This is a genomic window from bacterium (genome assembly GCA_035945995.1).
Lineage (GTDB): Bacteria > Sysuimicrobiota > Sysuimicrobiia > Sysuimicrobiales > Segetimicrobiaceae > DASSJF01.
Genome location: DASYZR010000097.1, coordinates 44,950 through 69,814, shown reverse-complemented (window position 1 = coordinate 69,814; position 24,865 = coordinate 44,950). Strand labels below are relative to the sequence as shown.

The 24,865-nt window shown below is 66.9% G+C and carries 21 protein-coding genes; all 21 read right to left on the bottom strand.

The window, feature by feature from the left end; all coding sequences use genetic code 11:
- Window positions 1-2 precede the first annotated feature (2 nt).
- Window positions 3-914 carry a glycosyltransferase gene (locus tag VGZ23_10540; GenBank protein ID HEV2358031.1) on the bottom strand — a complete coding sequence of 304 codons (912 nt, stop codon included), beginning with the start codon at window positions 912-914 and terminating at the stop codon, window positions 3-5.
- Complete coding sequence (locus VGZ23_10535; GenBank protein ID HEV2358030.1) at window positions 911-2,314, bottom strand: UDP-glucose/GDP-mannose dehydrogenase family protein; 1,404 nt, start codon at window positions 2,312-2,314, stop codon at window positions 911-913. Before VGZ23_10535 ends, VGZ23_10540 begins: the two co-directional genes overlap by 4 nt.
- Window positions 2,290-3,405 (bottom strand): NAD-dependent epimerase/dehydratase family protein, encoded by a 1,116-nt coding sequence (locus VGZ23_10530; GenBank protein ID HEV2358029.1) that lies wholly within the window; start codon window positions 3,403-3,405, stop codon window positions 2,290-2,292. The genes VGZ23_10535 and VGZ23_10530 overlap by 25 nt, the downstream gene beginning before the upstream one ends.
- Window positions 3,381-4,157, bottom strand: a complete 777-nt coding sequence (gene rfbF, locus VGZ23_10525; protein HEV2358028.1) for a glucose-1-phosphate cytidylyltransferase — start codon at window positions 4,155-4,157, stop codon at window positions 3,381-3,383. Before rfbF ends, VGZ23_10530 begins: the two co-directional genes overlap by 25 nt.
- A gap of 4 nt (window positions 4,158-4,161) precedes the next feature.
- The gene (locus VGZ23_10520) at window positions 4,162-4,944 is read right to left on the bottom strand and encodes a methyltransferase domain-containing protein (protein HEV2358027.1); all 783 of its coding nucleotides are present in this window, start codon (window positions 4,942-4,944) and stop codon (window positions 4,162-4,164) included.
- Window positions 4,944-6,224, bottom strand: a complete 1,281-nt coding sequence (locus tag VGZ23_10515) for an aminotransferase class I/II-fold pyridoxal phosphate-dependent enzyme (GenBank protein ID HEV2358026.1) — start codon at window positions 6,222-6,224, stop codon at window positions 4,944-4,946. Before VGZ23_10515 ends, VGZ23_10520 begins: the two co-directional genes overlap by 1 nt.
- 19 nt (window positions 6,225-6,243) lie before the next feature.
- On the bottom strand, window positions 6,244-8,097 hold the full coding sequence (locus VGZ23_10510; protein HEV2358025.1) for a hypothetical protein: 1,854 nt from the start codon (window positions 8,095-8,097) through the stop codon (window positions 6,244-6,246).
- Between the two features lie 53 nt (window positions 8,098-8,150).
- Window positions 8,151-9,182, bottom strand: a complete 1,032-nt coding sequence (locus VGZ23_10505; protein ID HEV2358024.1) for a class I SAM-dependent methyltransferase — start codon at window positions 9,180-9,182, stop codon at window positions 8,151-8,153.
- A complete protein-coding gene (locus VGZ23_10500; GenBank protein ID HEV2358023.1) occupies window positions 9,172-11,094 on the bottom strand; it encodes an alcohol dehydrogenase catalytic domain-containing protein in 1,923 nt (640 codons plus the stop codon). The genes VGZ23_10505 and VGZ23_10500 overlap by 11 nt, the downstream gene beginning before the upstream one ends.
- A 37-nt stretch (window positions 11,095-11,131) precedes the next feature.
- Complete coding sequence (gene kdsB, locus VGZ23_10495) at window positions 11,132-11,914, bottom strand: 3-deoxy-manno-octulosonate cytidylyltransferase (GenBank protein ID HEV2358022.1); 783 nt, start codon at window positions 11,912-11,914, stop codon at window positions 11,132-11,134.
- Window positions 11,915-11,933: 19 nt separating this feature from the next.
- Window positions 11,934-12,692: an SDR family NAD(P)-dependent oxidoreductase gene (locus VGZ23_10490; protein HEV2358021.1), complete on the bottom strand. Its 759-nt coding sequence runs from the start codon at window positions 12,690-12,692 to the stop codon at window positions 11,934-11,936.
- Between the two features lie 35 nt (window positions 12,693-12,727).
- Window positions 12,728-13,486 carry a 3-oxoacyl-ACP reductase family protein gene (locus VGZ23_10485; GenBank protein ID HEV2358020.1) on the bottom strand — a complete coding sequence of 253 codons (759 nt, stop codon included), beginning with the start codon at window positions 13,484-13,486 and terminating at the stop codon, window positions 12,728-12,730.
- Between the two features lie 126 nt (window positions 13,487-13,612).
- Window positions 13,613-15,118 carry an oligosaccharide flippase family protein gene (locus VGZ23_10480; GenBank protein HEV2358019.1) on the bottom strand — a complete coding sequence of 502 codons (1,506 nt, stop codon included), beginning with the start codon at window positions 15,116-15,118 and terminating at the stop codon, window positions 13,613-13,615.
- The gene (locus tag VGZ23_10475; protein ID HEV2358018.1) at window positions 15,111-17,102 is read right to left on the bottom strand and encodes a hypothetical protein; all 1,992 of its coding nucleotides are present in this window, start codon (window positions 17,100-17,102) and stop codon (window positions 15,111-15,113) included. Before VGZ23_10475 ends, VGZ23_10480 begins: the two co-directional genes overlap by 8 nt.
- Complete coding sequence (gene pseG / locus VGZ23_10470) at window positions 17,102-18,142, bottom strand: UDP-2,4-diacetamido-2,4,6-trideoxy-beta-L-altropyranose hydrolase (protein HEV2358017.1); 1,041 nt, start codon at window positions 18,140-18,142, stop codon at window positions 17,102-17,104. The genes VGZ23_10475 and pseG overlap by 1 nt, the downstream gene beginning before the upstream one ends.
- Window positions 18,143-18,148: 6 nt before the next feature.
- The gene (locus VGZ23_10465) at window positions 18,149-18,655 is read right to left on the bottom strand and encodes a GNAT family N-acetyltransferase (GenBank protein ID HEV2358016.1); all 507 of its coding nucleotides are present in this window, start codon (window positions 18,653-18,655) and stop codon (window positions 18,149-18,151) included.
- A 10-nt stretch (window positions 18,656-18,665) separates the two neighbouring features.
- Entirely contained in the window at window positions 18,666-19,715 is a 1,050-nt protein-coding gene (locus VGZ23_10460; GenBank protein HEV2358015.1) for an N-acetylneuraminate synthase family protein, read from the bottom strand.
- A gap of 18 nt (window positions 19,716-19,733) precedes the next feature.
- A complete protein-coding gene (locus VGZ23_10455) occupies window positions 19,734-21,800 on the bottom strand; it encodes an aminotransferase class III-fold pyridoxal phosphate-dependent enzyme (GenBank protein HEV2358014.1) in 2,067 nt (688 codons plus the stop codon).
- A complete protein-coding gene (locus tag VGZ23_10450) occupies window positions 21,797-22,825 on the bottom strand; it encodes a Gfo/Idh/MocA family oxidoreductase (protein ID HEV2358013.1) in 1,029 nt (342 codons plus the stop codon). The genes VGZ23_10455 and VGZ23_10450 overlap by 4 nt, the downstream gene beginning before the upstream one ends.
- Window positions 22,826-22,840: 15 nt before the next feature.
- Window positions 22,841-23,821, bottom strand: a complete 981-nt coding sequence (gene pseB / locus VGZ23_10445; GenBank protein ID HEV2358012.1) for a UDP-N-acetylglucosamine 4,6-dehydratase (inverting) — start codon at window positions 23,819-23,821, stop codon at window positions 22,841-22,843.
- A 6-nt stretch (window positions 23,822-23,827) separates the two neighbouring features.
- Window positions 23,828-24,832 (bottom strand): NAD-dependent epimerase/dehydratase family protein, encoded by a 1,005-nt coding sequence (locus VGZ23_10440; protein ID HEV2358011.1) that lies wholly within the window; start codon window positions 24,830-24,832, stop codon window positions 23,828-23,830.
- Between the last annotated feature and the right edge of the window lie 33 nt (window positions 24,833-24,865).

Here is a 24,865-nt window from a genome sequence, read left to right as displayed (position 1 = left end):
CATCACCCGCGGTGCGGCGCCGGGCGTTCCACTCTGACGCACCTTCGCAGGTGCGCGGACAGCCCGCGGTACCGCCTGGTCAAGTCGAGGGCGTGCGGGACCACCCTGATCACGCGGCCTCGAGCTACGTGTTTGAGAACCGATTTCGCAAAGACGCCGCGGAGCTTCTTCCGCACCGCCGCGGCCTGCGCGTCCGTCAGCCCGTCCAATTCACGTGTCGCGGATTCCAAGATCGCGATCTCCTCGAGGGTGACGGCGATCCAGTTCCGCTTGATGAAGTTTCCGGCATGCTGCCGGTACTTCGCGAGAGACGCATCGACATAACGCACGGCGTAGTCGCGGGCAACCCGCAGGAACAGTTCGTACTCCTCGCCGTTCGTCAACTCCGCGCGAAATCCGCCCGCCTGCATGCACACGTCCCGCCGGAGGACGGCCGTCACGCAGGGGATGAAGTTGGGGCCCGTCAGGAGGTCGAAGAAGACGTCTCCGGCCCGCGGGGCAAACCGGTCAAAGAACGTGCCGTTGCGGCTCCTCCCCAAGGCGTCGATATAGTCGGCGTTACAATACACCAACCCGACCCTCGGATCCGCATCGAACAGCGGGGCCTGCGCGGCGAGCTTCGTCGGAAGCCACACGTCGTCGCAGTCCAGAAACGCGATCAGCGTGCCGCGCGCCTGCGCGAGGGCCATGTTGCGCGCCTGGCCGAGGGGGACCGTCGCCTGGCCCCGGAAGTACCGGATTTTTCCGTCAAATGCCCGGGCGATCCGCGCGCTGCCGTCGGTGCTCGCGTTGTCCCAGAAGACGATCTCCCAGTCGGAAAACGTCTGCGCGTAGACGCTCTCGATCGCGTCCCTCAGGTATCGCGCGCTGTTGAAGCAGTTCATGATCACGCTGACGGCGGGCACGGCGCTCACCCTCCGCCGCCTTCCCCGGAGGCACAGGCCGAGCCGAGACCGATGCCCTCGTAGAGCCGGAAGGCGGCCTTCTCGAAGAACCGCCGCCCATCGACGATCACGGGCTGCCGCGCGAGCTGGGGCACAATCTCTTCCAGGGCCTTGAACGGGGCCCAGGACGTCACCAGCACGAGAGCGTCGGCGGTCCGCGCCAGGCCCTCGAGGTCCTCCGCCACCGTGACCCCCGCCGGGACGCCGCGGCCGTCCGCCGTGACCAGGGGGTCGTAGACAATGACGGTTGCCGATTCCCGCCGCAGCAACTCGATGACCCGAAGGGCGGGGGAATCGCGGACGTCGTCCGTTCCGGGCTTGAAGGCCAGGCCGAGCACGCCGACCCGCCGGCCGGCGAGCGTATCGAAGTGTCTCTTCAGCAAACCGACAAGTCTCTGGGGCTGACCCGCGTTGACGTCGGCGACCGATTGTAGCAGCGCGGGATCATACCCGCGCCGGCGGGCTTCGGCCACCAGGGCCTCGAGATCTTTCGGCAGACAACTTCCTCCGAACCCGCAGCCGGGAAGCAGATAGGAGAGGATATCCGGACGGACCCGGCGGCCGTCCTCCGACACGGCCGCGAGGCGCCGGTCGAGATGCACTCCGTGCATCACGTCCATCGCGTCCAGGTCGGGGTAGCGGTCGCAGAGATTCGCGATCTCGTTCGAAAAGGAGATGAGCGTCGCGAGCAACGCGTTCGACGCGTACTTGATCATCTCCGCGGTTCGGTTGTTGGTGCGAATGATCTCCACGCCGTGGAAGACCGCGTACAGGTCCTCGACCTTCTGACGCGCCCGGGCGTCACTGCCGGCAACTACGATGCGGTCCGGATTCATGAAATCCGCGACCGCACGCCCTTCCCGCAGAAACTCGGGGTTGACGCCTGCGCCGAAGTCCTCCCCAGGCATCTTGCCCGAATGCTGCCGGAGCAGAGGGAGGACGACGCCGTCGGTGGTGCCGGGGACGACCGTGCTCTTCACGGCGACGGTGTGATACCCGGCTTTGTCTCGGAGCGCCCGACCAATCTGCGCGGCCGCCTCGCGCACATAGGCAAGGTCAATCCCAGTCTCGCCCGCGGGAGTCCCGACCGCGAGTAGCGTGATGGCGGAGCCGCGGACGGCGGCACGCAGGTCCTCGGTGGCGGCAAACCGTCCGTGCTCGAGCACTCGGTGCAGCATTTCCGTGAGTCCCGGCTCCTGCACCGGGCACTGTCCCCGGTTGATGCGCTCGACCCGTGATGCGTCGATATCAACACACGTAACGTTGTGCCCCAGATGGGACAGGCACACCCCGCTCACAAGTCCGACGTAGCCTGCACCGACCACCGAGACGCGTTCCATCGGGGTCAGTTGCCGGACGCCGAATACCACGTCAGGGTGCGCCGAAGCCCCTCCGCGAGCGGCACGGTCGGACGATATCCCAACTCGTCCCGGGCCTTGTCGATGCAGGGACAGCGACGGCCGGGATTGTCCGTCAGGTACTGCCCGTCGCGCGGATTCCCGAAGACGACGCGGCCCCTGTAGCCGAAGTGTTCGTGCGCAAGCGCGCGCATCAGCTCCGCCAGCTGGGCGACCGAGATCTCCGGCTGCTCGACGCCGATGTTGTACGCCTCTCCGGGCCTCCCGCGCACCAGTGCCTTGAGGTACCCGGAGATGGCGTCGGTCACATAGCAGAAGGTTCGAGTCGGCGAACCATCGGAGAACACTTCGATGTCCCGGCCGGCGAGAATGCCGGCGGCAAAGTCCGGCACGACGCGGCGATCGTCGAGGTTCAGTCCCGGTCCGAAGTTGTTGAACGGCCGCACGCTGACAATCGGTAATCCGTACGACGCCGCAAAATTGACGCAGAGCGTCTCGCCGAATCGCTTGCTCTCGTCATAGCAGGCCCGCGGGCCCGTACAGGACACGTTGCCATGGTAGGTTTCGCGCGTGGGGATGTGCGCCGGATCCGGATCCCCGTAGATCTCGCTCGACGAGAAGAAGAGGAGGCAGCCCGGCCGTTCGCGGGAGTAGGTTCGCCGGTAATGCTCGAGCAACGCGCGAAGACCCCACACGTTCGCGTCAATCGTCTCAATGGGATGTTTGCGGTACACCACCGGCGATGCGATGGATGCCGCGTGCATGATGTAATCGTAGGGGGCGTGCGAAGCATCGAGCGCGCGCGTCACATCGTGCGCCACCAGCTCGAATGCCGCCGGCGCGCGTCGGGCCAGGTCGGCGAGCCACGCGGGGGTGCCGCGCATGAAGTTGTCTATCACCGTGAGGCGGATCGGCGCCGGCGCGCCGGCATTGTACCGCAGCACGCACTGGATCAAGTAATATCCAAGAAACCCGCCCCCGCCGGTCACCAGGAGTGTCGAATCCGACAGCGCGTCAAGCTCGCTCCGCGACGCCGCCACGATGGCGTCCAGGTCCTCGTCGACGACCGACCTGCCGTCTAGTCGTCGTCCCAGCGTTTCCACGGAGCCCTCCCGTTGGCCCACATCTCGTTCAAGAGGAGATAGTCTCGGTAGGTGTCCATACAATGCCAGAAGCCCTCGTGTCGGAACATGGTCACGCGGCGTTCCTGCGCCAGCCGCCTCATCGGCTCTTCCTCAAACTCGCAATCACCCGCGATGTAATCGAAGACGCGCTTGTCCAGCGTGAAGAACCCGCCGTTGATGTACCCTTCCAAGACTTTCTTCTCTTCCCAGTCGACGATCGCGCCGTTCCTGTCCGTCTCGACGGTTGCAAACCGGGAGATCGGATGCACGCCCGTAAAGGTCACCAGCGCTTCGGCGCGACGATGGTGTTCGGTCAAACGATGGATGTCGATGTCGGCCACCCCATCTCCGTACGTCATCATGAACAGACCTCCGGAGATGTAGGGCTGGATCTTCTTGAGGCGCCCCCCCTTCTTGGTGTCCTTCCCGGTATCGACGAGCGTCACGCGCCAGTCTTCGGCATGGGTGCGGTGCCGAACGGTCATCTCCTGCGAGGCCAGGTCGACGGTGACGTCGCTGTTCATCCAACGATAGTTCATGAAGTACTCGCGGATCAGCTCCTGTTTGTAGCCGAGACACAAAATGAAATCCCGGTAGCCGAAGTGGCTGTACGTCTTCATGATGTGCCAGAGAATCGGGCGCCCGCCGACGTCCACCATCGGCTTGGGCCGGTATTCCGTCTCTTCCCGCAGCCGTGTGCCTTGCCCCCCGCAGAGGATGACGACCTCCATCGGATTACGCCCCCTGTTTGACGCCGAAGTAATTCGCTGCACGCACTCGCGCCCCTTGAAACACGCGATAGTTCAGCCGCTGGACGTGGAGCACGAATCCGGCGTCCCCGAGGAATTCTTGGTAGTCGTCGTCGCGATAACTGTACCGTCCCGACGCGTCCCGCCGCAGCGCCGTCCGATCGCCGGCCGTCCCGTTCGAACGCCCCGCCACCGCCGAGCGGTACCAGCCCCGAAGCGCCCGCATCCAGGCGGGAGCCGCCGCGATCAGCTCGCAGCTGACGATGACGACCCCACCCGGTCTCAAGATCCGGTGGACGTCGCGGAGCAGCGTGCGGGGGGCGTCGTGCATGTACAGAGCTTGGCAGAAGACGACGACGTCGACCGCCGCGTCGGGAAACCGGCCGACGACTTCCGACATCTCGCCGAGCCGGCGCTCGATTTTGGCATCGACGGCGTGATACTGAGCCAGGACGAGGGGGGCCACCTTGAACAGCCGGTGTGCGGAGTAGTCGGCCGCAACGATGCGCTCTACACGGGCGTGCGTGGAGACGATGGCGGACGTCCAACACACCCCCGCACCCAGATCCAGGACGGTTCCCCGGACGCCGCCGAGCCCGTGCTCGAGGTATGCCAGGCCGTCACGAAAGCATCGCTCCAGGTTCGTCTCGTCCCGCAGATATTTGAGGACACGCGGATCTTTGACGTCCTCGAGCCACCACGCCTTGGTGCGCTCTATCGCTTCGTCGTTCCAGTACTCGCGCGGCTCCAACCGGCCGTCGCTGCTCATTACGTGGGCCGGCCCGCCCCGGACGCCGGAGAAAAATGCAGCTCCAGCCTCGGATCCGGCCGTTCACGCGCCCGCCGCAGCCGCTCCACCAGCAGATCGGGGCGTCTGATCCTCTGGTGCGTCGGCAGGTTGACGCAATGCCGGGCGACCTCCTCGGCCACCGGGCAGCTTCCCGGCGCATACCCGATCTCGTCGAGGTTGTGGTCCCGCCCGCCGGCGATCGTGCGGAACCACACTCCCATGTCGAGGACCGGCGAGAAGTGCTTCTCCCACGCGTCGCGATGATCGACGAGAAACGTATAGCGCAAGAAGGCGTGATTCGAGCCGTCGGAGTTGAGCAGCCCCTGATAGGCGCCGATCCACGCTTCATAGTGCTTCGCCAGCCGCCGCCGCCAGGTCAGGTTGGCATCGAGCAGGGCCAACTGGCTGAGACCGATCTGGGCCTGCGCATTGGAGAGCCGGGCCGGATACGGGTAGCGCGCCGGCTTCGTGAGGGAAAGTTCGTCATAGAAGTACGGCCAGAGCCTGAGCTTGCTCAACACCCCGTGCGCGTACTTTCCGACCGGGTACAGCCCGGGGTGAAACAGCAGGTACTCCGCCACGAACGTCGCCAGGATCGCTCGGATTCGGCGGCGGCTCAAGAATGGCGTTCCCGCCTGCATTGCTGCGAGCGTCCGGGCAAGATCGGGATCGCTGGTCGTGACCATGCCGCCGGTGGACGTGGAGATGACCTTGGAATGATCCGTGGAAAAGAACGCCACCCGCGTCAGGCTGCCGACCGCCCGGCCGCCGTGGGCCGCCCCAAGCGCGTGCGCCCCGTCCTCGATGACGGTGATGCCGTACCGCTCCGCGATCTCCGCGATCGCGTCAATGTCGCAGACCAGCCCAAACGTGTGCTGCGCGAGGATGGCCTTGGTCTTGTGAGTGATCTTCTCCTCAATCTTCTGCACGTCGATATTGAAAGTCCGGGGCCCGATGTCCACGTAGACGGGGCGGGCGCCTCGGTACAGGATCGCGTTCGGAACGACCACGCAGGTGAAGGCGGGAACGATGACCTCGTCGCCGGGACCGATCTTCAGGGCCTCCAGCATGGCATACAGCCCCATCCGTCCCGACGCGAAGCTGAACGCGAACTCGGTGCCGGCCGCCTCCGCAAATCGCCGTTCGTATGCCTGGATGTGGGGCCCGGCATCCAACTCCCGCCCGTGCCACAGCAGCCGCAGGGCCAACTCGCACTCCTGCCACGTATTGGTGCCCGAGTAGATCGTGTAGCGAATCATCGGGTCCCGCCCCCCGAGCCTACTCGATAAACCGCCGGAGATGCTCGTCGGTAACCGGAGAGAAGCACGCATGCAACACCCTCACTCCCCGTTCGCGGAGTCGAGAACGGGCGGCATCGTCGATGTGGATCAGCTCATCGATACGCCGGATGATCTCGTCGTGGGTGAAGCACGGCGTGTCCACGACGTCATCGAACCATGCCAACGGGTTAAAGTCCAGCGCCGTCGGGCTCCCGACAAGCACGACGGGCATTCCCGCCGCGACCGCCTCCAGGGCCGCCCCGGTGCAGGCGCTCACGACGAGATCCGCCTCCTCGAGCCACTCACTGAGCGCGCCCTCGATCAGCACCACATGATCCAGCCTCCGCGGTCCCGCCGCCCGGCGCAGAGCCTCGATCGAGTAATCTGGATGGGGCTTGACATACCATGTCATATCCGGCCGCTCCAGGGACACCGGCAGCACCAGGTCGAGCAACGCCAGCCCCTGCGCCAGCGGGTTTGGGAGGGTGACCAGCACGCCGGCCCGATCCGCATGAATCCGGTGATCCGCCCTTGTGCTTTGATTCCACAGATAGCCGTATCGTAGACCGCACCCCACGACGACAGGCACCTGAGATCGGCTCTGGATGGTCAGAATTTGTTGGTGCAGCGGCCCGCTGCAGACGATCTTGTCCGGGACGACCCCCGCGTGGCATTCCACGGCCGTCGGGAACATGTTCAGCAGATTGGGAAACAACGGCGTGTTCTGAATGCCGTGGTGGCGGACTCCGGGAAAGGCCTCGGTACATCCGAGCACCAGTGCCTTGTCGAGCATTTGATTCTCGAACCAGTTGAGGATCAGATCGGGGGCCAGGCCCGCCGCCTTGAGCCGCACCGGAAGGCGCCGCATCAGGCACGCCTCAAGCGGCCGCCGCGATACGGCTTGTAGCCACCGCTCCTCCTCGACGAGCGGCCGGATATCCATGCCGGCAAGGGGGGCCGCGGTGCGGGGGTAACGCAGACCCTTCAGCGCGCAGCGCATCGCCGCGGCGTAATCGCCGAGCGTCAGCCAGTCTTCGGGGATCAAGAACTCCGTCGCGCTGCTGCGCATCCAGGCGTAGACCTCGGCGATCGGCGTTCGGATGCCGGCGGGGGTCGCCAACACGTATGTATGGAATCCACGCGCACCGAGCCACTCGTGGAGATATGGGAAATACCGGTCGCGAAAGATCCCGTCCGGAGCCAGGTTCGATTCGTGGAGGAATGTATCGATCAAGACCGCCGGGTGGTGCGCGAGGAAGGGCGGCCGCCGCCGCGCTCCCCGACGCGTGGCTCGCGCCGCCCGGCGGCGCCGGAAGCCGCTGACGAGAAAAAATCCCCACACCAACACCAACCGGACAGCCCACGTGAGTCGCTCGATCCACTTCCACCGGGGTCCCTGGGAAACCGCGGATACGCCACACGCCGCCGACAGACGGCGAAGCGCGTCGACGAGCCCCCGGCTCTCGGCCACCAGCAGGCGCGGACCTCGATCGCCGGAGAGAGCGCGCCGCGCGACCTCCAGATAGCACGCGTGCAGAAACAACGGGCTGACCAGGGTATTCCGCTCGGACACGTTCGTGAACCACCAGTCGGGGTCGTTCTCGTAGAGACGGCTCAGCGCGTCGACCCACTCCACAAAGGGGCCGCGCAGCGCGTCGGCCGCCGAGGCTAGCGCATGCCCAATCTCCGCGCGTTCAAACCCCGCGCCCAGCTCACGCTCCCAGCGCCGGGCCGCCGGATAGTCTTGCCCCAGGAACAGCCAGGGAATGGGCGCGTCCGTGCCGGGACCCGTCGCGTCGACGACCATCCGGGCAACTCGCTCCGGGCGCCGGCCGGCATGCGCGATGACCACGCCCTGCCGCGTCACTTCCGTTGCGGAGGTGGACCGGCCGGAGTTCGCACGGTCTACTGTTCGCAATAGAAATGCCAGTATGGGCTGTGCTCCGATACGATCAGCGTCGAAAACGCGTCGGCCAACGTCAGGATATCCCGCTTGGCGTACCGCTGCTCGATGCGCGTGAAAAATCGATCGTAGACGTCCTGGCGGATCCGCACGAGCCCCTTTCCCGCGTACGTCTCGTACAGGGGGACGTGCCGGCTCCATCCCACCGGCCGGAGGAGCCCTCCCAGGCCGATGAGGGGGAGATACAGACCTCCCGCCAGCAGCCAGGTGAGCGCGCCGCGCGTACCGGGATTGCGCACGAGACGGCTCAAGACCGCGCGCATGCCTCCGACGAGACCGAGCAGCCATCGAAAGTAGACCGGACGGTTGTCCAGCGCATAATACAGGTAGACGAGGAGACGGCGCGACCACCGGCGCAGCGACCGGACTTCGGTGAGCGCCGGAGTCGGGAGGTGGTGCAGGACGCCGAGACACACCACCAGATCCGCGAACCCGTAACGAAATTCCAATTTGGTCAAATCTCCCATGAAGAACAGCGCGTTCGACGCCGCCGCCAGGTTCCGCCGGGCGACGAAGATGGCGTCGGAAAAATCCACCAGCACGATCTCCCTGCACAGCCGGCTCAAGAAGAGGCTCCACCGCCCGATCCCGCAGCCAAGATCGCACACCCGCCACGCCCGGAGTGCCCCAAGGTCGATCAGGTCGAAATAGAGCTGGAACTCCCGTTCATGCTCGGGCAGGATGTCCGGGAAGGCGCTCCACTCTTCCCCAAACGTGTATTGGATGTCCGGGGCAAACCCGGCGTCGGGAGCCGCCCGGGGACCCTCGGAGTCCTGAAGCCGTTGGGCAAGTCGCGGGGGGTACTGCGACGGCTCGAGGAGCACGATGACATCATCAACAATCGGGTAGCGCCGCCCGCGGACCACAAGACAGCCCCGCTCCAACGAGACGGCCGGCGTGCCCCAGAGATCCCGCAACACCGCCAGCTTGTCTTCGTAGTATGCCGCGCTCCGATGGTCCACGTCACGCGCCATCCACGTCCGGATCCGCGCAGAGGAGCACCTTCAGGTGCCTGCGCGTCCGGAACAGTTGCCAGGCCGTCGCAAAGTCCCGGAGGGGGATCACCGTGTGCACGAACGGACCGAGATCCAGAGTGCGCAGGACCTGGATCGCTTCGTCGAAATCCGCGCCCGAGCCGCCGACCGAACCGATCACGATCTTGTCGTACGCCACGATCGAATGCATCGCGAACTCCCGTCGAACGTAGGGCAATCCGATCAGCAGCAACACGGCCCCCGGCCGGCTCTCCAGAAGGATGGTCTGCCACACCCCGGGGTCGCCGGTGGCCTCAACGATAATCTCAAACCGCATGAGATCGCTCAGCGAATCGAAGGTCTGGATCCCCGTGCCGGTCAATTGCGCCCGGCGGTCCGGATTCTGATCGTAGACGGCGACGCGATAGCCCCGCGTTTGCAAAATGCGCGCGGCCAGGTGTCCGATCGGCCCGGCGCCGACGATCCCGCAGGAGCCGGCCGCCTCGCCCGGCCGCCGCAGACGTTCGAGCCGCCTCAGTCCCTTCAGGACCACGGCCGCCGGTTCGCACAGTGCCGCGGCTTTGAGATCCATGGAGGCGGGGAGCGTGTGCACGAAGCGCGCCGGGGCGACCACGTATTCGGCGTAGCCGCCGTTCCGGCCGATCACCCCGACCTCCTGACGATCCGCGCAGCGAATCCCATCGCCGCTCAGGCAGTACTGGCACACGCCGCAGCTCTGGATGTGCTCGACGACGACGCGATCCCCCTCGGCGCACCCGTTGACGTTCACCCCGGTCTTGACGATCCGCCCCGAAAACTCGTGTCCGGGCACGATCGGATACGTCGCCTCGCCCGTTTGGTAGCAACCCAGGGATCCGTCGAAAATCTCGAGATCCGCACCGGACACCCCTTCGTACGCCACCTTGATGAGCACCTCGCCCGGCTTGATGACCGGCATCGCGATCTCCTCGAACGACGCCCGGCCGGGGCCGCGAATCACCACGGCGCCGTACCGTGCGTCGAAGAACATGTCCCGCTTCTGCTGCGGGCTTCGCGCGTACCGGGCCCCGTGGGCCAACCCGACGGCGGTCCCCCAGGCCTTTTCCCAGCGGAAGCGCAGGATCTCGGGCGTCTTGGTCACGAGCACGCCCCGGCGCCCGGCCGCGACAAGATCCGCGATCAGACGGGCGCCGTCGCCCGCCAGCTCGCCGGCCATGCCCCAGGCCGCGGGAACCCCGATGATCCGCCTGGCTACGGCTTCGCGGTAGTACCGACGGCGAACTTGCCGCCATGTCTCTTCGTGGATGTGGTACACCGCCGCCCGCGGCTCGTAGGCTCCCCGGTACCCCTGCTGCATCCAGTGCTTGATCCACTCCACGTCCTCCAACCCCGGCAGCGACTCATCAAACGGGTGCGCTTCCCATAACTCCCGCCGGAGGGCGGAGTTGGCGTTATTGGCAAAGAAGTTCGGCGGCGTGAGCGCGACGGGCTCGAGTCCGAAGGTTCGGGCAAGGTCCATCGCCTCTGAGAACTTCGAGCCGGCCACGCCGAGTTGACGTCCGCACACCATGGCGGTGCGCGTCTGCCCAAGCGGCGCGGTCAGATGCGTGAGCCAGGCGCTGTCGATCGGAAGGGCATGGGCGGAAATGATCGCCACGTACCGTCCGGTGCTGTGTTGCACACCCGCGTTGAGCGAGTAGCCGAACGTAAAGTCGGCACTCTCGATCCGCACAACCTGGTCCGCATGCCGGCGCGCAATCTCCCGCGTCCGGTCGATCGATCCCGAGTCGACGACGATGATCTCGATGCCCTGACCATACTCTTGTTCACGAAGCCGCCGCAGCAGACCCTCGAGGTGCCGCTCCTCGTTGTAGGCCCGGATCACCACCGAGGTGTGCAGGGAACTCACCACCGGCAACACCGCGGCGGACGCACAAGACCGACCGGCACTATTCGGAGCCCTGGAGGCGCAGCCTGGGGAGGTAGCCGTCCACGAGAGGATCGTGCCTCAGCGCCGCTTCGATACGGGCCACATCGGACGGCACGTCCACGCTGATGGTGACGCGCGGGACCTCGACGGCCTTGATCTTGTAGCCGTACTCGAGCACGCGAAGCATGTCGACGGACTCTGCCTGCTCCAGCGGCGTTTGCGGGAGTCTGGTAAAGGTCTTGAGAAAGTCTCGACGAAACGGCAGCACGACCAGTTGCTGGTACATCGGAACCGCGTCCCCCAGACGGACCGTCGTCGGAATCGGCTCTCGCGACATGTACAGCACCAGGCCGCCGCGGTCGGTCACGACCTTGATCACGTTACGGTTCTCGAAGGTTTCGCGGTCGCGAATGCGCGCGACCGGGTTCGTGCAGACCAACGTCGGATCCTCCGCGAGCGCGCGAACCGGCGCGTCCACCATTTCGGGATAGAGCATCGGCTCATCGCCCTGGATGTTGACCACGATCTCGCTCCGATCCTCGGTCCGCTCGACCGCCTCCGCCACCCGGTCGGTCGCCCGCTCGTGGTGGGGAGAGGTCATGATTACCGGCACCCCGTAGCGCTCCGCGGACGCCCGTATCTCCTGGTCCGGCGTTGCCACGTACACCGCGTCGAGCGATGTGCACATGCGCGCGCGGAAATAGACGTGCACCACCATCGGGGCGCCGAGGATCGAGACCAGCGGTTTGCCCGGAAACCGGGAGGATCCCATCCGAGCGGGGATTATGCCGATCGTACGCATCGCCGCTCCTCGTGCCGCGCTAGAAGAGCCCCAGCGCGGTCCACCCGCCGTCGACGTAGAGGTTGACTCCGGTGACGAAACGCGCCTGGTCGCTCACGAGGAATGCGATCGCGTCGGCGATGTCCTGCGGCTCCGCCAGCCGTCCGAGCGGAATCCGCCGCTGCAACTCGGCCAGGCTGGCGAAGCCTTTGGCAATCGTCTCTTCCACCATCGGGGTTCGCGTGTGGGCCGGACTCACGCAGTTGACACGAATCCCGTGGGCCGCCCACTCCGCCGCCAGCGCCTGCGTGAGAGCCACCACCCCCGCTTTGCTCGCGCAGTAGGCGGCCCGCATGGGAAAACCGGCGGCCGCGGCCGTAGAACCGATGTTCACGATCGTCCCGCCGCTGCGCCGAATCATCTCTCTTCCGGCGGCCTGGCAGCACAGGAACGTGCCCTTCAGGTTCGTCGCCGTCACCGTGTCCCAGTCACGCTCCGCGTAATCCTCCGACCTGCCCCGAATGGACAGGCCCGCGCAGTTGACGAGGACATCGATCCCGCCGTATTCTTCCACGATCCGCCTGGTCATCTCGGCCACGCTGCCCGCGGCGACCACGTCCACCGGCACGGCCAGCGCCGCATGGCCGCGGTCTGCGATCGCGCGCGCCGTCCGTTCTGCCGCACCCTCGTCGCGATCGGCCGCCGCCACCACGGCGTCGGGGCCGCATAAACGCAGTGCCACAGCGGAGCCGATGCTTCCGCCGCTTCCGGTCACCACCACGACTTTTCTCGAGCTCACGCCGAATCCGCCTCGCTCCGCCTGGGCCCCGGGCGCTAGGCCATGTACAATCCGCCGTTGACGTTCAGGGTCGCGCCGGTAATATAGGCGCTCCCGGCCCCGGCGAGGAACACGACCGCATGGGCGACGTCGTCCGGCGTCCCGACGCGGCGGAGCGGCACGTCCCCCACCAACCGGGTGACCAGTTCGGGAGGGTACGCCGCCGACATCTCCGTGTCGATGATCCCCGGCGCGACGCAATTCACCAGGATTCCCCACGGAGCCAGCTGCTTCGCCAGGTACTTCGTCAGGCAGATGACGCCGGACTTGGAGACGGAATAATGCGCGCCGATGAAGTATCCTCCGGTCTGACCGGCCTGCGACGCCAGCATGATAATGCGGCCCGCCCGTTGCTCCTTCATGATGGGGATGACGCGCTGGCAGCACAGGAACGCGCTCTTGAGGTTGACGTCCATCAACCGGTCCCACTCATCGACGCTGAGATCGTCAAACGCGCGGATCGCCGCGCTCCCCGCGTTGTTGACCAGCGCGTCGATGCGGCCCCACCGCGCCAGGGTCTCGTGCATCATCGCCTCGACGGCGTCCGCGCGTGAAACGTCCGCCTGAACGATCACCGCGTCCCGGCCAAGCGCGGCGATCTCCCGCGCCACCTCGGCGGCCCCGTCGGCATGCGACCGATAATTCACAACCACGTCGTAGCCGGCCTGTGCCAGCCGCAAGGCGCACGCACGACCGATGCCGCGTGAGGCACCGGTCACGAGCGCCACTTTGGAGTCCTGCGCGAGACGCGACACCGTCCCTCCGTTACGCAGCGCGCCGGGCGAACGCCGCGAACTGAAGCGTCCCGTAGATTCTTTTTGGCGCTTCGGTCCCCCTCTCTCGCCCCGCCGCGGCAGCATGCCTGAGGCCGGCGGTGTGATTCAGACCGCATCCAACTGCTCCGGATGGCCGGAGCTTCCCAGGAACCACCGCCACCAACCGTAGGCCACGGCGGCCGCGCCGGCCCACGCCGCCGCCACGCAGGCGAGCCGGAACGCGAGGCTCGACAGCCAGGCGCCGTGCGCCGCCAGCGCGCGGACGTGCAGGACGATGAACACGAGAGCCGCGACGGCGAGCAGGCCGAGCATCCCACCGTACAACGCTCCTCGATCTCTTCTCCGGCCGGCCAGGTACCGGTGCGTCGCTGCAAAGAGCCCCGCCGTGATCGCCATCTGGGAGGTTACTGTGGCCCAGGCCACCCCGCTCGGTCCCCAATGAAGGTATCGCAGGGCCACGGTGCCGAGCAGCGCGTTGAGCGCCAGCCCGGCGCCCCACACCACGGCGTGAAGGCGTTGTCGGTTCAACGAGACGGAGTTCAGCAGGATGCTCGGGACAAGCGCGGCGGCCGCAAGAGGCACGACGAAAATCAGCCCCTCCACCACCGGAACCGCGGGTGCAAATCGCGGCAGGTAATGCAGGACGAGTGGCCCCAAGGCCGCCTGTCCGGCGTTGACGCCGAAAGATGTGGCGGCGACAAGGAAAACGACGATGCGCGCGGCCTCCGCGCCGAGCGCCTCCGCGCCGCCCCGCCTGCCCAACTCTCCGAACAGCACCGGCGCCAAGACATTTCCGAAGTCGGAGACCAGCAGCCTCGCGAGGTTGGCAAAGTTCAGCGCAAACGTGAAATAGCCCAGGGCCGCGAACGGCAGCCAGACGGCAATGAGCGTCTGATCGACCGTCCGGAACCCCCAGTAGAAGACGCCGAGCAGGGTCATCGGAAGGCCGATGTGCAAGAGCCGCCGGGCCTCGGGCCCGCCCCAGACGACCGCGTATCTGAGCGGCGGTGCGATCAGCCGGTACACGGTCAGAGCCACGGTCGCCGCGACCGCGCGATCGAGCAGAACGCTGTAGATGCCGAGCCAGCGGACCGACGCCACGACAAACACCTGGGCGACGAGATTGGAAACGAGTACCACGCGGGCCTGGAGGCCAAACCGCCGGTGAATGCCGTGGATTCCGCCGACGAAATCGCGAACCGACATCAGCAGATAGGCCAGCGCAATCAGCGGGAGACCGTGACGAATGACCGGCACCGAATAGGACAGGCTCGCGAACAGCATCACGGTCACGGGGAGGAGCACGTACGGCACCTCGACCGTGAGCGCGACGTTTTGAATCCGGCGCGCCTCCTCGGCTTTCCCTTGTCCCAGCAGGTGGGGCATCTCCCGCATCGCGGCGCTGAAGAGGCCCGGACGGAGCAGGTTGGCGTAGAAGAGCCACAGCATGAGAAATCCGGAGACACCGAGCATCTCCGGCCCCAGGACGCGGGCAACATACATGTAGGCGAGAAAGCCGGCAAGCGCGGAGGCCAGATTAGCCCCCGAGAGCTTCGCGGAGTTCCGGAGGACCGACAGCGGTGTGATCGCCGGACCGCCTGTTTCAGTCATGAACGACCGGGCCCCCCGACGCCGCTTCCCCGGTCCGGCCGGCGAGGCCCTCCAGTGTGCGCAGGATGTCCACGCCCTCGGGATGCAGCACCTGCCCCCGCGTGACGTCGCCGCGGAGGAACTGCTCGACGGCCTGCACCGCCTCCTGGGTCTGCGTAAAGATCGTCGTCCACGGTCGCAGCGGCTCGAGGGCGGCGGGCCGGAACCGAAACTTCGCGTGCAACAACAGGTGAAACGGGACGCCGGCCACGGCCGTCTCGTACAGGCCCGTTGACGGGAAATCAATGATGACGCGGTCGGCCCGCGGCAACCATCGGGTGAACGGCGCCCGCGACACGCGGATGTGCTTCCGGCCCAGATCGCGAACGTACTCGGCGATGGGATTGAGTATGTGGCCGTCGGATGGGAAGAGCTTGACGACAAACGTATAGTCGTCACGACCGGCGAAGACGTCGACGATGCGTGTCTGGAGCTCATAGTACCAGGGATCAGGGTACCACGCGCTGTTGAGGTACCGGGCGTCACCGCCGGTTCCGGTCAACAAGTAGACGACGATCGGTCGCGGCGGCGGCGACCCGCGCCGCCGGCCCGGATCCCCGCTCGCCGCGCCGTGACTCGAACGCTCGACCGCCATCTGCGGAGCACGCACCCGCCGCCCGTGGCTTTGCCAGCGGTACGAGCCGACGTGCACCTGCGCCGTGGGACGCGCATAGCACTCGCGCCGCGACCGAAAGTATGCGGCGACCTCGGCGTGGGGAACAAAATAGTCGTCGAAGTGGAAGAGGTTCAGCAAATCCCACACTTTCAGCGCCAACAGACTGTCGCCGTGCTCGATGTGCACGCTGCGGCTGCGCGGCAGGGTCCGCGCGGCCGCAATCGCCGCACACGTGGACAGGTCCGCGATATGCGGGGCGACGACAAAGTCGATCTGCTCATCCCTGAGGAGCCGGACAAATCGGTCCGTCAGCGCGGCCAGACGCGGTACCACGCTCGTCATCCAGTACGCGACACGCGGCGCCAGGATCTCGGACAGCGGCAGATCGTACCACGCGTTGGGCCAACGCCAGATCGTACTCTCCGACGCGGTGGTACGATGCGCGGCATCGGTCCACTCGGACGCGTCGCCCGATCGATCCGACGCGGCGGACCTAGGATCCGGCGCGCCGCCGGCGGTGACCGTCCTCCGCACGAGCCCGGTCACGTCGACCACCCGGTCGCCGTCCATGAGCAGGCAGCGATGCCCGCTGCCCCGCGCGGCACGCAGCAAAGGGCCGAGATCGTATCCGGTGGTGCGAAACAAGAGGGTCAGCCGCGGCCCCGGGTCCGGCCGCCGCGAGAGACCGACCGTCCGTATCGCGGCCTCGCGGAACTGCGCGATATCGTGCAGCAGCCGTCTGGCGCGGTGCCGCACGGGGACGCCGAACATCGTGGCGGGGCGTCGCACGGCGAGAACGGCGGACGGCCCCGGGACCGCGCGTGCCTGATACTCGATGCCCCGCGCCCGGCAGAACTGCGGCAGGAGGCGCGAGTACACACTCGGGCCGCGAAAGAGGAGCGTAGAGTCGAGGGGGGGCTCAACGACCTCGCGGTGCCACAGGATCACCTGGCGGTAGCCTTGGTCCAAGAGCGCCGCTAACTCAAAGCCTCGAATGAACAGAATATCCAGGCTGATCTTCAGAAAGTACCCGTAGAGGCTCGCGGCACGGATGCCGCGCTGCGCCAGCGCCGGGATTTCCCGCCAGAGCAGTTGGTCGAGATGATCCAGCCACTCAAGTTGCTCCTCCCAATACCGATCCTCCAGTCCGGCGAGGACGGACTCGCTCGCGAAGTCGGACGGAACGGCATGGGGTTTCCGCAGGCGGGTCAGCTGATAGCAGGCAAGCGGTGTCAGCGCCACCAGCAGATCGTGGGGCCCGTGGTCCAGGCCGGCGGGGCATTCCTCGAAGAGAAGCAGTCTGCCCGGAGAACCAGCGGAATGCGCCATTAGGCCAGCAGCGCATCCGACACGCGTTGGGCCCCGCGGCCGTCAACCAACTCACGGCCGGCCGCGGCCATCGCCGTCCGATCGTCCGGTCGCTGAAGCAGCGCGGCAATCGCGTCCCGGGCACGTTCGCGAAAGTCTGCCTGATCGACGCCGTAGACCGCGCGCACGACGCCGGCCGCGGCCAACGCCCGCACACTGGCGGTCTGGTTCTCGGCAATAACGATCGCCACGGCCGGAGTCCCGGTCGCGGCGAGCTCGTACAGGGTCTGCCCTCCGGCGGACACGGCCAGGTCCGCGTCCAGCATCAGGTCGCGGACTGAGTCGGGGCAGTGCACAAGTCTGACCGGCCGCCGGCACCGCGTGACGGCCGCCTCCAGGTCGCCGCGATGCCCGAAAAACGGACCGATGATCGCCGTCATAGAGAACTCTCCGGGGCACGCATCCACCAGATCGAGCAGCCCCGGCATGAGATTCTGCCGGTCCGCTCCGCCAACCATGATCAGCACGTGCCGGAGGCTCGAGCGCGGCGCGCGAGGGGGCACGCTCCAAAACTCGGGGCGCAGCAGGACGTAGCGTGGACCCAGCAAGAACCGGGTGTCTCCCGATGACCGATACGCCAGCTGGCAGGCGTGGGCGCCGCCGTTGACCACCAATTGACATGGAAACGGATATGCGGCCAGATCGTCGATCCCGGCCACGAAGCACCCGGCATCCCGCAGGCGTGCGAGGTAGTCCCCGGTCATATAGTAGGAGTCTACGACCATATGCGTCACCCCGAGGCGTGCGGCCGCGGCAACGGTGTGCGTCAGGTCCTGGGGGCTCCACGGCGCGGCGCGGCCCAAGTCCAGTGCCTCGAAGCCACACTCCGTGATCCGGCCTCTTGCCTCGACCGGTCCGTCGCTGAGGAAGCTCGAGACGGCGCCCGCGCGGCGCAGAGCGAGCGCAAGGGACAGGCACCGCTGCAGATGCCCGAGGCCGCTCTCGGGCGTCGCGTCCACGCGGAATAGAACCGCGCGCGGCCGTGCCGCGTCGCACGTCATCGGCGGTCAGCCCGGCGCCGGCCGGCGGCCGTCGGCAGAATCCGTCTTCCTGTGAGAGACGAGCTCCCACGCTTCAACACCCGCGATCCGCGTGGTGCCGCCCAAGAAAAACCCGGCGCGCTCGAACGCCGTTCGGGATGCCGGATTGCTCGTCTTCACGTGAGCGATGATTCGCAGCACCTGCCCGGCCAGCACCACCTGTGATGCAATGGCGATCGCGGCGGTCCCATAGCCCTTGCCCTGTTCCTCGTGATCGATGCCGACGCTGATCTCGGCGTCTTCCCCGCTGATGACAAACCGGACGTACCCGACCGCGCGCCCGTCACAGAGGACGATGAAAAATCGCACGCCGGGATCGACGACCGCCCGGGCAAACCACTCCTGGTGCTCCGCGTAGGGAATCTCTCGTGTCGTGAAGGAGGCGGCCCGGCTCCCGCGCGCGTTCCTCCACTCCCAGACCCGGCGGCAATCCTCCATCGCGGCCGCGCGGACGCTCACGCGGCGCCGTGTCACGTCGGGCGTCTCAAGCATAGTCGTCGCGCACGATCCCCCGCTCGGCCGGAATGTCTCGCCGCGCGCGCTTTCCGAGCACCCCGTCAAATTCTCTCGGCGGCAACCCCGCGGGCAGCTTGCCGCAGCGCAGTACCGCGACGTTCTCGCGCGTCAGCAGTTCTCCCGTCTTGATGTCGCGCACCGCGAACACGCTGCGGCGCGCAAACGCCCGCAATTCCTCCTCGACCGGGTGCACGGCCTTGTCCGCGCCGCCCAGCGCGTGCTCCGTCTCCCGGAGCTTCTGCACCATCGTGCGAAGTTCGCCCGGCTCCACGGCGAACCGATGGTCCACTCCGGGCAGCTCGTTGCTCAACGTGAAGTGCTTCTCGAGAAGATTCGCGCCGACCGCCACCGCGGCCAGCGGCCCCACCAGTGGATCCCGCGAGTGATCGGACAGCCCGACGGGTACGCCGAACGCCGCCTTCATCGCGGGTATGACACGGATGTTCAGGGACTCGAAGGGAGCCGGATACGCCGCGGTGCACTGCGTCAGAATGAGCCCCTCGTTCCCCGTCTCTCGAACGGCGTCGACGCTCTCCGCCACCTCGTCCAGGGTCGCGCCGCCCGTGGACACAATCACGGGCTTTCCGGACCGCGCGACATGCCGGATGAGGGGGATGTGCGTCAACTCATACGACGCGATCTTGAAGGCGTCCACATACGGAACCAGGCGATCGGCCGATTCTTCGTCGAACGCGGACGCGAGGAAGAGTACGTCCCGCGCATGGCAGTGCGCCGCGAGGTCCGGAAGCCAGTCGTACGGCATCTCGCTCTCGGCGATGATATCGTAAATCGATCGGGAAATGTTCAGGTAGTCGCTGGTGCCGGCGTGTTTCGGGTACAGCCGGTCGGCTCGAAACACCTGGAACTTGACCCCATCCACCCCCGCGGACGCGGCCACATCGACGAGGCGCACGGCCTGCTCCCACAGGCCGTTGTGATTGCTCCCCGCCTCCGCCACTACAAAGCAGAGTTCGCCGTCCCCGACCCGCCGGCCGCCAATCCGAATCCCCCGAACCATGGCCCGCCTTAGGCCCGGCTACGCACGGCGGAAGACGGGTTCGACCGGCGCTCCTTCGAGCCGCCGTTCGGCGTCCCCCGCCTCGATCGCGTCCGCGAGGATCCCCATGGCCGTGCCGTACACCCGGAGGGTGTAGTCGATGTCGGCGTCGCTGTGACTAAAGGACACGTTCTGCCCCCCCGAGAACAGCACCCCGCGCTTGAGGCACTCTTGCTGGAACAGGCTCTTGAGCAGCAGCGATTCCGCTCCGGCCTCGTCCCTGAACGTGATCACCGTACGGGGTGGCAGGCCGATGCACTCCGTGTGCCGCTCAAGGCGGCACTGCCTCGCCAGCACGTGATACCCGTCCTGCAGCTTCCTGCCTTGGGCCCACAGATACGGGATGACGCTCTTCGACCGCAACTCCCCGATCGTCGCGGCTGTGGCGGCGAGCGACAGCGCCTCACCGCCGAAGGTGAACGAAAAGAAAATCTCGTCGAAGAGCTCCATGATGTCCCGGCGGCCCACGACCGCGGCAATCGGATAGCCGTTGGCCATGCCCTTCCCGAAACACGCCAGGTCCGGCGTGACGCCGAAGTACTCCTGCGCGCCCCCGAGTGCCAAGCGGCAGCCCGTGACGATTTCGTCGAAGATGAGCAGGGCGCCCTCGCGGCCGGTCAAGTCACGAACCTGCTGCAGGAAGCCGGGGCGCGGCTCGATCACGCCGACCGGTTCCATGATCACCCCCGCGACTTGGCCGGGGTGCTCGGTGAACACGCGGCGGAGGCTGTCGACATTGTTGAATTCGAAGGGGACGGTCAGCTCGCGGACCGCTTTCGGCACCCCCTTGTTGCGGGTCGTCGTGCCGATGTACCAGTCCTGCCACCCGTGATACCCGCAACATGCGATGATCTCCCGTCCCGTGTACGCCCGGGCCGCCCGCACCGCGCCGGACGTCGCATCCGATCCGTTCTTGCCGAACCGCACCATGTCGGCGCAGGGGATGATCTCCGTCAGCATTTCGGCGACTTCGACCTCGAGCGGGTGAGGCAGCGAGAATGTGAGACCGTCGCCCATTTGACGCGTCACGGCGTCCGTGACGGCCGGGTAATTGTGACCCAGGATGATCGGGCCGAGCGCCATCGGGTAGTCGATGTACTCATTGCCGTCCACGTCCCACACGTGGCTGCCCCGGCCCCGCGCCAGAAACGCCGGCGCCACCCCCTGGATGAACTGCGTCGGCCCCTTGCTGAACGTCTGCGTGCAGGACGGAACGACGCGCTCCGCCCTGGCCTTCAGTTCGCGGGAGCGGTCGAGCGATCGCACGCGCGGCGGCACCGCCGGTTCGCCCGCGAGCGACCGATAGTAACCCTCGTTGCGCACGATCCTCTGGTTCAGCTCCATCAGTGAAGCCTCCCTTTCGAGCAACGCCAGGACGTCCGCCAGCGTGATCGGAGCGGGCGCCGAGCTGAGCCGCGCGTACACGGCGCGCACAAACTCAAGGTCGGCCGGCTCATCGACCGTGAGACGGACGTTGCGGTCCGACAAATCCACGTCGTGTTCGACGTTCTTCAGTCGAAACCCGCCCGACGTCCGGAGATACGCGGTCACGTGCTCACGGTCTGCCGGCGAGGACGCCTCCCGCCACGCCGCTTCGAGCGCCGCAGCGGAAAACACCTCGGTGTCCTGGCCGTCGGGGTAGGTGTATCGCAACGTGTTGGTGACATAGTCGTACCCGCCGCGTAGGTAGGTTTGGACGACCCGCTCGATCACGCCCGGATCGATGAGCGGGCAATCCGCGGTCACGCGAACCACGGCGGCGGCGGCGTGACGCCGCGCGACCTGGTAGAACCGGTCCAGGACGTCCTCTTCGCTTCCGCGCTCGCACGGGATGCCGTTGCGCCGGCAATACTCCGCGATCGCATCGTCCGCGGGCGACGTCGAGGTGGCCACGATCACCTCGTGAATCGACGGTGCCATGCGCACGCGGCCGACCACGTGCCAGAGCATCGGCCGACCCGCGATCTCCGCCAACACCTTCCCGGGGAGCCGCGTCGCGCCCAAGCGGGCCTGCACGATGGCGATGACCCGGGGAGGCGGTGTCACCCTTGGCTCCCCTCGAGGCGAACGACGCCGCCGGAGCGGGCGGACGTTTTCGCCGCGAGCGCGATCTTGAGCACCTGCGCCGCCTCGAAGACGTCCGCCGCCGGGTGCGCGTCGCGGGTCAGACACTCGACGAAGTGGCGGATCTCGTCGATGTACATGTGATTCGGCTCCCACCCGGCCGGGTTCGCCCAGCTCCGCCACCGTCGCTCCGAGGCCGTGTAGCACCGCACCTCGCCGGCGGAATAGTCCCATCGAATCGTGCCCTCTTCCCCGATGAGATGGCACGTTCGGCTGTACGCCCGCTGGAGATAGTCGAGGTGGACCTCGCCGATTGCCCCGCTCGTGAAGCGCAGCAGCATCGCGGCGGTGTCCTCGGTGTCGATCTCGAGGCGGCCGAGCCTGCCGGAAAAGCAGGCGATCTCGCCGACGTCGCCGAGCATCCACCGGAGGTAGTCGAGCTCGTGGATGGCATCGAGAATCACCCCACCCCCCTGGTCCCGCCTGGCGCTGTACGCCTGCCGGTAGTCTTCCGCGGGGCGCCAGTCCGGAAGGTACTGCCCAACCTCCGCCCGCCCCGCTACCACGCGGCCGATCGCGCCGTCTTCCAGCAGCTTCTTGACCGTCACGAGCCCGGGGTGGAACCGCATGTTGCACCCGACGAGCGTCACCAGGCCCCGCGCGCGCACCGCGTCCAGCAACTCCTCGGTGCCGTCCCAACGGTCCGACAAGGGCTTCTCGATGAACAGGTGACACCCGCGCGCGGCGGCCTGAAGCGCGAGCGGCACGTGGGCGTGAGGGGGGACCGCGACCACCACGGCGTCCGGCCCGCGCCGCCACACCTCGTCCAGGCGGTCCGGAACCTCGATCCCGAACCGCGACGCCACGTCACGACGCCGGTCCTCCCGAACGTCGAACGCGACGACCTCGCCCGCATCCAGGGCGACGAGGTTGCGCACGTGCCGTTGCCCGATGGACCCGCAGCCGATTACCGCGAAGCGCAACGGCGTCTCCCGTCGCGCGGCCATTCGACGACGCCTACGTCAGAGCGACACAATCAGGCGTTGTAGTTCCTCGACGGACAACCAGCGCGCATTGGCGTCGCTGGTGAACGAGAACCCGTCCGGGAGCGGGCGCGCCTCGGTCCAGTTTGCGGACTGCCACCAGGGGTGCGCCGGTTGAATGACATACATGTCGTCCAATTCCACCGTGTGGCGCGCCTCGTCCTCCGAGACCAGCACCTCGTGCACCTTTTCGCCGGGTCTGATGCCGATGTACTCGGCCCGGCATTCCGGCGCCACCGCGGTGACCAGGTCCATGATATTCATGCTGGGAATCTTCGGCACGAAGATCTCTCCGCCGTGCATCTGCTCGATGCAGCGGATCACGAAGGCGACGCCCTCGTCCAGGGTGATCCAAAAGCGCGTCATCCGCGGATCCGTGACCGTGATTGCGCCGTTCTTCCGCTGTTCGAGGAACGCGGGGATCACGCTTCCCCGGCTGCCGACCACGTTGCCGTACCGCGCGCAACTGAAGCGCGCACCCGTCGCCCCGGAGTACGAATTCCCCTGGACGAAGAGCTTCTCCGCGCACAACTTCGTCGCGCCGTACAGATTGACGGGATTCACGGCCTTGTCGGTGCTGATGGCGACGACCTTCTGAACGCCTTGATCGATCGCCGCGTCGATCACGTTCTTCGCGCCGATGATGTTGGTCTGCACGGCCTCGAACGGATTATATTCGCAGGCCGGCACCTGCTTCAGCGCGGCGGCGTGGACGACGACGTCCACGCCGCGGAAGGCCCGGGCGAGGCGCTCCCGATCACGCACGTCGCCGATGAAGTACCGAATCGGCGATCCTCCCGTGTCGGGATGCGCGCGCCGCATCTCTTCCTGTTTGAGCTCGTCGCGGCTGAACACCACCAATTTGGCCGGCCCGTACCGTCGCAACATGACGTCGACGAACTTGCGGCCAAACGACCCCGTTCCCCCGGTGATGAGCACGCTGCTCCGCGTCCAATCCATGGCCGGCTACATCCTCGTCGGCGCCGGCTGCATGGACTCGATCGTGCGGCGCAGCCCGGCGGCCATGTCCACGCGAGGCACGTATCCGATCGTCCTGGCCGCGAGCGTGATGTCCGCCTCCGAATGCTGAACGTCCCCGGGCCGGGACGGCCCGTACGTACACTCGACGCTGCGCCCGAGGATGTGCCCGATCTGCTCGATCAATGCCCGCAACGTGCATCGGGTGCCTGTTCCAATATTCAGCGCGATCGCGGATGCGTCGGCGTCCATCGCGGCCAGGTTTGCGTCGACGACGTTTTCGACGTACGTGAAGTCGCGCGACTGCTCCCCGTCTCCATGCACCGGCAGGGGCTCCCCCTGCATGGCGAGCCGGATGAACTTGGGGATCACCGCGGCATACTCCGAGGACGGGTCCTGCCACGGACCGAAGACATTGAAGTAGCGTAGCGCGATCGTCGACAGGCCGAACGCGCGTGCATAGGCCTGACAGTATGCCTCCGCGGCCAGCTTCGCGGCCCCGTACGGCGACTTGGGCTGGGGGAGCTGGCCCTCATGCTTGGGCAGATCCGTGTCGCCGTACACGGAGGACGATGAGGCCACGACCACTCGCCGGACCCCCGCCTGCCTCGCCGCTTCCAAGACGTTCAGCGTCCCCGTCATGTTGACCTCGTGCGTCCTCAGCGGATCGGCGAGCGACCGGGACACCGATCGAAGGGCGGCCTGGTGGAGAATCGCGTGGACGCCCCCGGCGGCGTCCGCCGCCGTCGCCGTATCACGAACGTCCCCGATCCGTGCCTCGCATCCATCGGCCAGACGGACCCAGCGCGCGCGCGCCGTGCCGAGCGCCTCCCGTACCGCCGGCAGCGGCACGTCGAGCGCCCGGCTCAGGTTCTCGGCCGTCCCCGCGCTCATGTCGTCGAGCACGCGCACGGCGTGACCCCGGCGGACGAGCGCGCGAACCAAGTGCGCGCCTATGAACCCGGCCCCGCCGGTTACCAGGACACGTTGCACGAGCGTGCGACCCATAACGGGAGCGGTGTTTCC